This window comes from Ensifer sp. KUDG1, assembly GCF_050434285.1.
Taxonomy (GTDB): domain Bacteria; phylum Pseudomonadota; class Alphaproteobacteria; order Rhizobiales; family Rhizobiaceae; genus Ensifer.
Map to the genome: position 1 here is coordinate 61,670 of NZ_JBNDIG010000009.1, position 12,181 is coordinate 73,850.

Sequence of the window (12,181 nt, forward strand, 5' to 3'; positions counted from 1 at the left end):
GATCTAGCTCCTGCGGTTGGCGATGAAACGGGCGGCTTCGACGAGAATGGGGGAGCGCTCGCCATAGGGCGCAAGCAGCGCTTCGGCTTCTGCGACCAGTTGCTCCAGCCGCTCTTCCGCCCAGGCCTGGCCATGGAGCGCCAGCAGCGTGCCCTTGCCGCGGGCGGCGTCCTTGCCGGTTGCCTTGCCCATGGTCTCCGCATCGGCGGTGAGGTCGAGCAGGTCGTCGGCAAGCTGGAAGGCGAGGCCGATCTTTTCGCCAAAGGCGCGAAGGCGCGCGCGATCGTCCCTGGAGGCGCCGGCGACGATGGCTCCAGCCTCGCAGGCAAAGCGGATGAGGGCCCCCGTCTTCATCGCCTGCAGCGTGACGATCCCGGCCTCGTCCGGCGGCAATTTTTCCGCGGCCAGGTCGAGCGCCTGTCCGCCGGCCATGCCGCCGTGGCCGGCGGCGCGACCGAGGGCCAGAACCAGTGCCACCTTCTGCGCATCCGAAAGCGCTGTTTCGGGGGCTGCGATGATATCGAAGGCGAAGGTCAGCAGACTGTCGCCGGCAAGGATCGCCGTTGCCTCGTCGAAGGCCTTGTGCACGGTCGGCTGGCCGCGGCGCATGTCGTCGTCGTCCATCGCCGGCAGGTCGTCATGGACGAGCGAGTAGCAATGCACGCATTCGAGTGCCGCGCCGACGCGCAGGGCCGCGTCGCGATTGCCGCCGAGCAGATCGGCGCATTCGATCACCAGGAAGGGGCGCAGGCGCTTGCCGCCGTTCAGCACGCCGTGGCGCATGGCAGCCAACAGGTCTGCCGGCCGGGCGATTTCGTCGGCTTCCGTCGTCTGGCCGAGCAGACGTTCCAGCAGCGCCTCGACGGCGCGGGCATTGGTGGCGAGGCGACGGGTAAAAGGCGATGGTTCCTGGCTCATGCGCGCTCTTTGACATGGGCGAAGAGGGCTTTCAACGGGGATTCGTGTCGCAGCCGCGCGCTTTCCCTGGGACAGCCGCCTGCACGCCTTGCCTTTTGCCAGAAAGCCCGTTCAACTCTGCCTGCGCATGCACTAAGAGAAGCGGATGGACAGCGAGGTGAACAGTCAGGCCGCGAACGTCGTTCCGGAAGCGCGCGAGGAGGGCGAAGTGCCTTCCAGTCGCTGGTCTTCGCTTCGCCGGACGTTGCGCACGCGCCGCCGCCAGATCGTGCTCGCCGTGCTTGGCCTGCTCGTCCTTCCTTACGCACTGATCGTTCTCTATCTGGTGGAGTTCATCCATCCCGTCTCGACGCTGATGCTGCGTGATCTCGTGCTGCTGCGCGGCTACGATCGGCAATGGGTCGAGTTCGACGATATCGCCCCGGTTCTCGTGCAGTCGGTAATGATGTCGGAAGACGGCCAGTTCTGCGCCCATGACGGCGTCGATTGGGGCCAGATGCGGGGCGTGGTCGAGGATGCGCTCGAAGGGGAATCCACCCGTGGCGCCAGCACCATTCCGATGCAGACGGTGAAGAACCTCTACCTCTGGAACGGCCGCTCCTTCCTGCGCAAGGGCATGGAACTGCCGCTGGCGGTTGCCGCCGACTTCGTCTGGAGCAAGCGGCGGATGATGGAGATCTATCTCAATATCGCCGAATGGGGCGACGGGATCTATGGTATCGAGGCGGCCGCCCGCCATCATTTCGGGGTTTCGGCGTCGAAGCTCTCGCGCCGGCAGGCGGCGCTGCTTGCGGTCTCGCTGCCCAATCCGAAGGAGCGCAACGCCGGCAAGCCGGGCCGCGGGCTGAAGCGCCTGGCGAACCTGATCGAGCGCCGCGCCAGCCGCTCCGGCGGTTACATCACTTGCCTTTATAACTAGGATCAGACCTTTTCATTGGATGGGCTCACTGGGCGATGTCATGCTCACGTTGTAGAGTTCTGCCATCTGGGCCTCTCTCCCTTTGAAAGGCCCGATCGCTCCATGACCTTGATTTCCCCCTCGCTTCTCGCCTTTGGCCGCAACGCCAACCATGCCCCGCCGAGACATCTCGGAACGCGCTACGACCCCGAAGGTCGCTTCCTTTCTGAACCGGGCAACACGGTCGTCTCTCACGTCACTGCCGGGTCGCCGTCCGAGGCCGCCGTGCTTGGCGTGCGCGACCGGTTGATGGCGATGCCCGAGGCGCGGCAGTTCGCCTTTACCGCGCCCTCCAGCCTGCACATGACCATCTTCCAGGGCATCATCGAACATCGCCGGAAGCTTCCTTACTGGCCGGCTGACATGTCGCTCGATACGCCGATCGAGGTGATGACCGCGCATTACCGCGAACAGCTCGCGAATTTTGTGCCGCTGGAGCCGTTCCGCGCCCGCGTGACCGAGATCACCCCGACGGGCCTTGCGCTCGAAGGCGACAGTGCCACCGATCGCGCCTGTCTCAAAGCCTGGCGCGACGCCTTCGCAGACGCCTTCGGCTACCGCCATCCTGATCATGACGATTACGAATTCCACATCACCTATGCCTACCCCGTCGATTGGCTCGACGATTCTGCGCTACCGCGCTGGCAGATGATGCTGGACGAACAGCTCGCTTTTCTGCGCGAGCAGGTGCCGGTGATCGCGCTCGATCCACCCGCCTTCTGCTCGTTCGAGGACATGAACCATTTCGAGGAACTGATCGTTTTCTCGGAGAGACCAGCAACCAAGGAACGGAAATGACCGGACTTACGCTTTTTGTCGGCAACAAGAACTATTCGTCCTGGTCGATGCGGCCATGGATCGCGATGACGGCGGCCGGTATCGCCTTCGACGAGGTGGTCATCCCCTTCGACTTCGCCGCGGGAAACCCGGACATTCGCGCGGTCTCGCCGACGGGTAAGGTGCCGCTGCTTAGGCATGGCGATTTCCTTGTCTGGGAATCGCTGGCGATCATCGACTACGTCGCCGAGCTTTTTCCCGATGCAGGGCTGTGGCCGGCCGACCGTCAGTCGCGCGCCCGGGCGCGCAGCTATTCGATGGAAATGCTCTCCGGTTTCAGGGCGTTGCGCGGCGCCTGCCCGATGAATGTTCGCCGGGCGAAGAAGGCGCTGGACGTTGCCGAGGACGTCCGTTCGGATGTCGCCCGCATCGAGACGATCTGGCGGCAGGCGCTCGCCCAATCCGGCGGTCCGTTCCTCTTTGGCGCCTTCACCGCGGCCGATGCGATGTACGCACCTGTGGTCAACCGCTTCGACGTCTATGATCTCGTTGCGGATCCAGAAACGCTCGGCTACATGAACCGCGTAAAGGCACATCCGGCGTTCCTGAAATGGGAAGAAGCCGCCCGCGCAGAGCCTTGGGTCGTCATCGAAGACGAGGTCTGAAAAGGTCGAGTCGAAAAATTGCCCGTGGGGACTGGTCAAACAGCAGCTGGCCATGTATAAGCGCGCCAAATTTCCGTGATTAACATCTGTTTTACACGGCCATTTCGGCTGCTGAACAGTGTTTGCCCGATAAGTGGAGAATGAAATGGCTGTACCTAAAAGAAAAACGAGCCCGTCCAAGCGTGGCATGCGCCGTTCGGCTGACGCTCTGAAGACCCCGACCTACGTCGAAGACAAGAACTCCGGCGAACTGCGTCGCCCGCACCACATCGACCTGAAGACCGGCATGTACCGTGGCCGTCAGGTTCTGACCCCGAAGGAAAGCGCATAAGCGTTTCCGTTCGCGGATTAGGTTCAAAGGGCTGGCTCTGCCGGCCCTTTTGTTTTGCATCTGACATGATCTTGCTGGGACGCCGTGGTATCGCTGGCGCCTTGCGTGACGACGCCGCACGAACATGGTCCCCCATAAACGCGGTCAAGGAGTTCTGATGCTTGCTGCCATACCGCTGCTGATCCTGCCTTTTGCAATCTACAATCTCGCGATGATCGGTATGTTCGGCGGCCTCGCCGGCCTGAATGCCGACATGGTGTCGCTCTCCATGCTTTCAGGTGCGACCTGGACGATGCGCTTCGGCGACCTCCTGATCGTCGGCGCCCTACTGCTGCTCTTCGTCGAGCTGCTGAAGGCGACGCGCACGAGCAGCCGCGCACTGATGGATCATCTGCTGTCGATGATCCTGTTCATCGTCTTCTTGATCGAATTTCTGCTGCTCGCACCGGCGGCAACGCAGCTCTTCTTCATCCTGATGACCATCAGCTTCATCGATGTCATCGCCGGCTTTGCCGTGTCGATGCGCTCGGCCGGCCGGGATGTGTCGATCGGCCTCTAGGCCTGACGGTTCGGGGCGACGCCGCCCCGATTTCCGCGATCGCTGTTGCAGGTGAAGTGAAGGCAGGAAGCGTTTTCCCTGCCTGGTCGTCCTTCAGCCGAGATTGTCGAGCTTGGTCTGGAGCGCGCGCAGCTGCTCCTTCAGTTCGTCGATATCCTTGGCTTCGGCCTTCTTCGTTTCCTTCACCGGCGGCGCGGTGATGAAGGGCGAAAACATCTGCATGGCCTGATGGAACATCTCGGTGTTGCGACGCACCTGTTCTTCGACAAGTTGCAGCGGAACCTGCAGGTTCTTGCTGAGCGGCGTGTCGCCGAAGGCCTTGTTGATCTGCTCGCGCATCTGCGACTGCTGCTCGGTGAAAGCCTGCATCGAATGTTCGAGATAGCTCGGCACCACCATCTGCATCTGGTCGCCGTAGAACGAGATCAGCTGGCGCAGGAAGGAGATCGGCAGCAGCGTGTTGCCGGTCTTGGACTCCTGCTCGAAGATGATCTGCGTCAGCACGGAATGGGTGATGTCCTCGCCGGATTTTGCATCCTGAACGATGAAGTCCTCACCCTTCTTCACCATCACAGCCAGGTCGTCGAGCGTGACATAGGTGCTGGTCCCGGTGTTGTAGAGCCGCCGGTTCGCATATTTTTTGATAACGATCTGGCCTTCGTGCTTCGCCATCAGGGTCTCCTCTCCCCCATCATCCCGTCTTTATTGCGTTTTTCAGAGTATCCGCAAAAGCGCGCCGCTGACAATGTCTTTGTGCGTTGCGGCGACGCAAGTGCAAAATCTTGCGGTTGCGTTTTAGGTGACGCTTTTATGGCACTGCATCAAGGCGTTTGACTTGCGTCGCGCGCTTTGCCAGTCTGCCCGTATTAGGCCAGAAGATCTGAGGAAACGTCCCATGAGCAATCCCTCCATCGTGATCGCCAGCGCCGGCCGCACCGCGGTCGGATCCTTCAACGGCGCCTTCGGCAACACGCCGGCGCACGAGCTTGGCGCCGCCGTCATCAAGGGCGTGCTCGAGCGCGCAGGCGTCGAAGCCGGTGAGGTCGACGAGGTTATCCTCGGCCAGGTGCTGCAGGCCGGCGAAGGCCAGAACCCTGCGCGCCAGGCTGCGATGAAGGCGGGCGTTCCGCAGGAAAAGACCGCCTGGGGCATGAACCAGCTCTGCGGCTCGGGGCTTCGTGCCGTGGCTCTCGGCATGCAGCAGATTGCAACCGGTGATGCTGAGATCATCGTCGCCGGCGGCATGGAATCCATGTCGATGGCGCCGCACTGCTCGCATCTTCGCGGCGGCGTGAAGATGGGCGACTTCAAGATGATCGATACGATGATCAAGGACGGCCTGACCGACGCCTTCTACGGTTATCACATGGGCATTACCGCCGAGAACGTCGCTCGCCAGTGGCAGCTCAGCCGCGAGGAGCAGGATGCGTTCGCGCTCGCCTCGCAGAACAAGGCCGAAGCCGCCCAGAAGGCCGGGCGCTTTGTGGACGAGATCATTCCCTTCATCGTCAAGGGCCGCAAGGGCGACGTGACCGTCGACCAGGACGAATATATCCGCCACGGTGCAACGCTCGACCAGATGACGAAGCTGCGCCCCGCCTTCGACAAGGAAGGTACGGTCACCGCCGGCAACGCCTCGGGCCTCAATGACGGCGCTGCAGCCACGCTACTGATGACCGAGGCGCAGGCCTCCAAGCGCGGCATCCAGCCGCTTGCCCGCATCGTTTCCTGGGCAACCGCCGGCGTCGATCCGCAGGTCATGGGCACCGGCCCGATCCCGGCCTCGCGCAAGGCGCTGGCAAGGGCCGGCTGGGCGATCGGCGATGTCGAACTGGTGGAGGCCAACGAAGCCTTCGCGGCCCAGGCCTGCGCGGTCAACAAGGATCTCGGCTGGGATCCGTCGATCGTCAACGTCAATGGCGGCGCGATCGCCATCGGTCACCCGATCGGCGCTTCCGGCGCCCGCGTGCTCAACACGCTGCTGTTTGAAATGAAGCGCCGCGGCGTTTCGAAGGGGCTTGCAACGCTCTGCATCGGCGGCGGCATGGGCGTCGCCATGTGCGTCGAGCGGCTCTGATCGGTCTGGCGGCATGAACAGCGCCAGGTGGGTTGCATTTTCCCTGCTTCTGGCCGGTTCGCCGATCGTTTCTGCACATGCCAATCCCGCGCCTCTCGACGAGGCGCGGCTGATACAGTGCATGCTGAAACACACGACTTCCGACGAGGAGAGCGTTTTCAAGGACGTGATGGTCGCGGCCTTGAACGATGACAGCGGCGCGCTGAAGGTGTCGCTGGCGCAGCTCTCCGAGGTGATGATGGGTCTCGCGCTGGAAAAGTGCGAGGTGGCTCTGTCCGCGCTGGCTACGCCGCAGTTTCAAGCGGCCGCCGGGCTCTACGGGCAACAGGTCGGCGAAAAGCTGATGAAGAAGGCATTCGAAAAACTGAACTGATCAAGTGGGAGGCGCATATGAGCAGGGTAGCATTGGTCACGGGTGGGTCGCGCGGCATTGGTGCGGCAATTTCCATCGCACTCAAGAATGCCGGCTACAAGGTGGCTGCCAACTATGCCGGCAATGACGAGAAGGCCCAGGCCTTCAAGCAGGAAACCGGCATCCCGGTCTACAAGTGGGACGTCTCCAACTATCAGGCCTGCGCCGAAGGCATCGCCAAGGTCGAGGCCGACCTCGGTCCGGTGGACGTGCTGGTCAACAATGCCGGCATCACCCGCGACGCCATGTTTCACAAGATGACGCCGGAGCAATGGGGCGAGGTGATCGGTACCAACTTGACCGGTCTCTTCAACATGACGCATCCGCTCTGGTCGGCCATGCGCGACCGCGGCTTCGGTCGCGTCATCAACATCTCGTCGATCAATGGCCAGAAGGGCCAGATGGGTCAGGCCAACTATTCGGCGGCCAAGGCCGGCGATCTCGGCTTCACCAAGGCGCTCGCCCAGGAAGGGGCCGCCAAGGGCATTACCGTGAACGCGATCTGCCCCGGCTATATCGGTACGGAGATGGTGCTGGCGGTGCCGGAGAAGGTGCTCAACGAGCGCATCATCCCGCAGATCCCGGTCGGGCGCCTCGGCGAACCGGAAGAAATCGCCCGCTGCGTGGTGTTCCTTGCCTCCGACGATGCCGGCTTCATCACCGGTTCGACGATTTCGGCGAACGGCGGGCAGTTTTTCGTCTGAGCAACAGGCAAGCTGAACACCAGCGAACGGCGCCTTTCGAGGCGCCGTTTCCATGTGGTGGCGGCGCATGAGAATCCTGCTCGAAATCCTGAAGTTGTGCCGGCAGTTCCGTTGCCGGAGTGGGGCGTAGACACTATATCTTGTGGAGAACAAAGGTGGAATGACGCGCGGTCTGCGAGTCGCTGCCGAATGTTCCCGCACTGATCGCGACTCCGAACTGCGATTCTCATTCTCTCGCTTGGGTGAATCCCTGACGAATTTCGTGAAAAATTTTCCAGGCTTTCCAGAGTCTTGGATTCGGAATCCTTGGACGTGTCAGGCAACGGGAGAGCCGGGATTGTTGTGCGCCAAAGCGCCTGATGGGCGGAATCATTGCCAGATTCAGCATGTGGTGCAACGTTCGGTGTTGAAATCTATATGTAGTCGTGAACATACAGTGAATCACAATGAGTCGTCGATTCGTCGCCGATTCGTTCCACGGCTGTTCCAATTGCCGATTGCGCCGACCACAACAGGTGGTGCAATGGGCTGAGAGATGCCAAGCGATGGTTTTAGTTGTCTGCGCCCCTTGCGTTTGGCTCGGTGCGTGGGCATGTGTTTGCCGCCAGCGTGAAAAGACGCTGCCGTAATTTCTGAATGCCCGGGATCGATGACGTGTCCGTTCACCCCATGATCCTGAGCGGCCGCGGCGTCACCGCGGTGCTCGGGCCCACCAATACCGGCAAGACGCATTACGCGATCGAGCGCATGATTGCGCACGACAGCGGCGTCATCGGCCTGCCGCTGCGCCTCTTGGCGCGCGAGGTTTATACGCGCCTGGTCGAAAGGGTCGGCCATCACAACGTCGCGCTGATCACCGGCGAGGAAAAGATCACGCCGCACCGGGCGCGCTATTCGGTCTGCACCGTCGAAGCGATGCCGCGCGAGACGACGGCCTCCTTCGTGGCAATCGATGAAGTGCAGCTTGCCGGAGATCTCGAGCGCGGCCACATCTTCACCGACCGGATCCTGCACCTGCGCGGCCGCGGCGAGACGCTGCTGCTCGGTGCCGGAACGATGCGGCCGATCCTCGAGCAATTGCTGCCCGGCATCACCGTGGTCGAGCGGCCACGCATGTCGCAGCTGCTCTATGCCGGTTCGAAGAAGATCACCCGACTGCCGCATCGCACGGCAATCGTCGCCTTCTCGGCCGACGAGGTCTATGCGATCGCCGAGCTGATCCGCCGCCAGCGCGGCGGTGCCGCCGTCGTTCTCGGCGCGCTGTCGCCGCGCACGCGCAATGCCCAGGTGGCGCTCTACCAGGAAGGCGACGTCGAATACCTGGTCGCGACCGACGCGATCGGCATGGGGCTCAATCTCGACGTCGACCATGTCGCCTTTGCGCAGGACCGGAAGTTCGACGGCTATCAGTTCCGCAATCTCAATCCGGCGGAGCTTGCGCAGATCGCCGGCCGCGCCGGCCGGCATTTGCGCGACGGTACGTTCGGTGTGACCGGCCGTGTCGATCCCTTCGACAACGAACTCGTCCATCGCATCGAAGCGCATGAGTTCGATCCGGTGAAGGTGCTGCAGTGGCGCTCGAAGGCTTTCGACTACGCTTCGATCGCCGCTCTGAAGAAGAGTCTTGAGGCCGCGCCGACGGTTCCCGGCCTTGCCCGGGCGCTACCTGCGGTAGACCAGCAGGCGTTCGAGCATTTGGCCCGGTATCCCGAGGTCGTCGACATCACGACCAATGCCGAGCGGGTGGAAAAACTGTGGGAAGCCTGCGCGCTGCCGGACTATCGGCGCATTACACCGGCTCAACATGCCGACTTGATCTCGACGATCTACGCGGATCTTGTCCGCCGCGGTACCGTAAACGAAGATTTCATGGCCGAGCAGGTCAGGCGTGCCGATCATACGGACGGTGAGATCGACACACTTTCGGCGCGAATCGCGCAGATCAGGACATGGACTTATGTGTCGAACCGGCCCGGATGGCTGGCCGATCCGACACACTGGCAAGAAAAGACGCGGGAAATTGAAGATCGATTATCCGACGCACTACATGAACGGTTGACGAAACGCTTTGTTGATCGCAGGACATCTGTGCTCATGAAGCGCCTGAGAGAGAATGCTATGCTGGAAGCTGAAATCAGTGTGAATGGTGATGTCTTCGTCGAAGGACACCACGTAGGACAACTAACCGGTTTCCGGTTTACGCTGGCGACCGGCGGCGATGGCCCGGATGCCAAGGCTGTGCAGGGTGCTGCCCAGAAGGCGCTGGCGCTCGAGTTCGAAGCACGCGCCGCGCGGCTGCATGCTTCCGGCAACAACGACCTGGCGCTTTCGTCGGATGGTCTGGTGCGCTGGCTCGGCGATCCCGTCGCCCGTCTGACGGCAAGCGACCACGTCATGCGCCCGCGCGTCATCCTTCTGGCTGACGATCAGCTGCAGGCGAACGCCCGCGAGCATGTTCTGGCGCGCATCGAGCGTTTCGTGAACCATCACATCGGCACGGTCTTGAAGCCGCTCGACGATATCTCGCGTGCAGAGGATCTCGAAGGTCTCGCCAAGGGCCTCGCTTTCCAGCTCGTCGAGAACCTCGGCGTGCTCTTCCGCCGCGATGTCGCCGACGACGTGAAGTCGCTCGACCAGGACGGCCGCGCTTCGATCCGCAAATACGGCGTTCGCTTCGGCGCCTACCACATCTTCCTGCCGGCGCTGCTGAAGCCGGCTCCGGCCGAACTCATCACGCTTCTCTGGGCGCTGAAGAACGACGGCCTCGACAAGCCCGGCTATGGCGACCTCATCCCGATGCTCGCTGCCGGTCGTACGTCTGTCGTTACCGATCCGTCCTTCGAGCGGACCTTCTACAAGCTGGCCGGCTTCCGTTTCCTCGGAAAGCGCGCGGTGCGCATCGATATCCTCGAGCGCCTCGCTGACCTCATCCGGCCGCTCCTGCAGTGGAAGCCGGGCACGCAGCCGCGTCCGGAAGGCGCCTATGACGGCCGTCGCTTTACCGCGACGACGTCGATGCTCTCGATCCTCGGCGCGACGCCCGACGACATGGAAGAGATCCTGAAGGGCCTCGGCTACCGTGCAGACAGCGTCAAGGCCGAGGAGGCCCAGGCCTTCCTCGCTGGCCAGGATGGCGGTGCTGCCGTTGCTGCCGTTGCTTCCGAGCCGGCTTCTGCCGTTGATGATGCCGATGCCGGCGACAGTGCGGCTGAAGCCGAGACTGCCGTCGTCGAGGCGCCTGCCGCAGAAGGCGAGAAGCCCGAAGCTGACGTTGTCGTCGAAGCCCAGCCTGCTGAGGCCCAGGCGACGGAGAGCCAAGTTACGGACACCGGTGAGCCGGTCGAAGCCAAGCCCGTTCTGCTCTGGCGTCCCGGCACCCGCCAGGACAACCAGCGCCAGGGCGGTGGCCGCCACGAGGGTGAACAGCGTCGCGGCGGTCAGCGCCACGGGCGTGGTCAAGGCCAGGGCCAGGGCGAAGGTCGTGAAGGCGGCCGCAAGGGTGGTCAGCAGACGCGCGGTAAGCGTCATGACGGTGGCAAGCCGGAAGGCGGGCCGCGTCAGGAACGCGGCGATCGTCATGATCGTCACGACCGCGGCGGCAAGCCGGGCCAGGGCAAGTTCGAGTCGCGTCCGCCGCGTCGCGAGAAGCCGGTGGATCCGGATTCGCCCTTCGCCAAGCTTGCTGCTCTCAAGGAGCAGATGAAGAAGTAAGGTAGACCATGGAAAAACAGCCTGCGTCCAACCCGGCCTCGCGCCAGCGTCTCGACAAGTGGCTGTTTTTCACGCGGCTGATCAAATCCCGATCGCTTGCGCAAAAGGCGATCGAGGATGGCCGCGTCGCCGTCAACGACGAGCGCGTGACGCAGTCTTCGTTTCAATTGAAGACGGGCGATATGCTCGAACTCGCGCTCGACCGGCGCAGCCTGATCGTCCGGGTCCTTGGCCCGGGCGAGCGGCGCGGTCCCTATGAGGAAGCGCGCCTGCTCTACGACGATCTGACGCCGGAGCAGCCGAAGGAGAAATTGTCGGCCTACGAGCTTGCCACGCGTGAACGTGGCGCAGGCCGGCCGACGAAGAAGGAGCGGCGGGAAACCGACCGGCTGAAGCCCGATTTCGATCCCCGCGACGACTGAAGGGCGTCTCGTTCCCTACCGGCCCCTGGCTGCAAAACACTAAGCGCTTTTGCACGACAGCCTTTAGAAAACTCTGCCTTTGCCGTGGCGTTTCGCGCATTGAATATTCTTGCAAAGGGTCCATAAAGCCTTTACCTGACAGACCCACGTTGGGTGCATCGGGTTTGCTTCGGCAGCTATGCGCGCCGGACATTCCTAGCATGCGCGGACGACGAGCATCACCATTGATTGCCGTCTGCCATCAAACGTGAGCATCGGCTGGAGTACCTCATGACGTATGTCGTGACCGACAATTGCATTCGCTGCAAGTATACCGACTGTGTCGAAGTCTGCCCCGTGGATTGCTTCTACGAGGGTGAGAATTTCCTCGTCATTCATCCTGACGAGTGCATCGACTGTGGCGTTTGCGAACCGGAATGTCCTGCCGAGGCGATCAAGCCGGATACCGAGCCGGGCCTTGATATGTGGCTGAAACTGAACGCGGATTTCGCTTCGAAGTGGCCGAACATCACCGTCAAGCGCGATCCGATGCCGGAAGCGAAGGAAATGGACGGCGTCGAAGGCAAGTACGAGAAGTTCTTCTCGACCGAGCCGGGCCAGGGCGACTGAGACGAAGCGGTCGCCACCGTTCGCCGAGCCTGACGAAG

At 62.4% G+C, this 12,181-nt stretch carries 13 protein-coding genes; 11 read left to right on the top strand and 2 right to left on the bottom strand.

What is annotated here, in order from left to right; translation table 11 throughout:
* Nucleotides 1-3: 3 nt before the first annotated feature.
* Nucleotides 4-918, bottom strand: coding sequence for a polyprenyl synthetase family protein (locus M2267_RS21380; RefSeq protein ID WP_429116976.1), 915 nt, complete (start codon nt 916-918; stop codon nt 4-6).
* Nucleotides 919-1,063: 145 nt separating this feature from the next.
* Between M2267_RS21380 and mtgA the strand changes: the two genes are divergently transcribed.
* The 5 genes from mtgA (at nt 1,064) to M2267_RS21405 (ending at nt 4,208) form a co-directional block, all read left to right on the top strand.
* Nucleotides 1,064-1,837 (top strand): monofunctional biosynthetic peptidoglycan transglycosylase, encoded by a 774-nt coding sequence (mtgA, locus tag M2267_RS21385; protein ID WP_192451069.1) that lies wholly within the window; start codon nt 1,064-1,066, stop codon nt 1,835-1,837.
* Nucleotides 1,838-1,939: 102 nt separating this feature from the next.
* On the top strand, nt 1,940-2,674 hold the full coding sequence (locus M2267_RS21390) for a DUF1868 domain-containing protein (protein ID WP_429116978.1): 735 nt from the start codon (nt 1,940-1,942) through the stop codon (nt 2,672-2,674).
* Nucleotides 2,671-3,318, top strand: coding sequence for a glutathione S-transferase family protein (locus tag M2267_RS21395; RefSeq protein WP_429116980.1), 648 nt, complete (start codon nt 2,671-2,673; stop codon nt 3,316-3,318). The genes M2267_RS21390 and M2267_RS21395 overlap by 4 nt, the downstream gene beginning before the upstream one ends.
* 145 nt (nt 3,319-3,463) lie before the next feature.
* Complete coding sequence (gene rpmF, locus M2267_RS21400; protein ID WP_034802928.1) at nt 3,464-3,649, top strand: 50S ribosomal protein L32; 186 nt, start codon at nt 3,464-3,466, stop codon at nt 3,647-3,649.
* A 157-nt stretch (nt 3,650-3,806) separates the two neighbouring features.
* Nucleotides 3,807-4,208, top strand: a complete 402-nt coding sequence (locus M2267_RS21405; protein ID WP_034802925.1) for a membrane protein — start codon at nt 3,807-3,809, stop codon at nt 4,206-4,208.
* Between the two features lie 93 nt (nt 4,209-4,301).
* Here M2267_RS21405 and phaR read toward each other — a convergent pair whose 3' ends face one another.
* Nucleotides 4,302-4,880 carry a polyhydroxyalkanoate synthesis repressor PhaR gene (gene phaR, locus M2267_RS21410; protein ID WP_043622245.1) on the bottom strand — a complete coding sequence of 193 codons (579 nt, stop codon included), beginning with the start codon at nt 4,878-4,880 and terminating at the stop codon, nt 4,302-4,304.
* Nucleotides 4,881-5,103: 223 nt separating this feature from the next.
* On the opposite strand from phaR, the gene M2267_RS21415 reads away from it, so the two are divergent.
* The 6 genes from M2267_RS21415 (at nt 5,104) to fdxA (ending at nt 12,143) form a co-directional block, all read left to right on the top strand.
* Nucleotides 5,104-6,285, top strand: a complete 1,182-nt coding sequence (locus M2267_RS21415) for an acetyl-CoA C-acetyltransferase (protein ID WP_043622249.1) — start codon at nt 5,104-5,106, stop codon at nt 6,283-6,285.
* Nucleotides 6,286-6,298: 13 nt separating this feature from the next.
* Nucleotides 6,299-6,658: a hypothetical protein gene (locus M2267_RS21420; RefSeq protein ID WP_429116982.1), complete on the top strand. Its 360-nt coding sequence runs from the start codon at nt 6,299-6,301 to the stop codon at nt 6,656-6,658.
* A gap of 17 nt (nt 6,659-6,675) precedes the next feature.
* Nucleotides 6,676-7,401 (top strand): beta-ketoacyl-ACP reductase, encoded by a 726-nt coding sequence (locus tag M2267_RS21425; protein WP_043622253.1) that lies wholly within the window; start codon nt 6,676-6,678, stop codon nt 7,399-7,401.
* A gap of 654 nt (nt 7,402-8,055) precedes the next feature.
* On the top strand, nt 8,056-11,112 hold the full coding sequence (locus M2267_RS21430) for a helicase-related protein (RefSeq protein ID WP_429116984.1): 3,057 nt from the start codon (nt 8,056-8,058) through the stop codon (nt 11,110-11,112).
* Nucleotides 11,113-11,120: 8 nt separating this feature from the next.
* Nucleotides 11,121-11,534 (top strand): RNA-binding S4 domain-containing protein, encoded by a 414-nt coding sequence (locus M2267_RS21435; protein WP_402325914.1) that lies wholly within the window; start codon nt 11,121-11,123, stop codon nt 11,532-11,534.
* Nucleotides 11,535-11,804: 270 nt separating this feature from the next.
* A complete protein-coding gene (gene fdxA, locus M2267_RS21440; protein ID WP_034802896.1) occupies nt 11,805-12,143 on the top strand; it encodes a ferredoxin FdxA in 339 nt (112 codons plus the stop codon).
* The last annotated feature ends 38 nt before the right edge of the window (nt 12,144-12,181 follow it).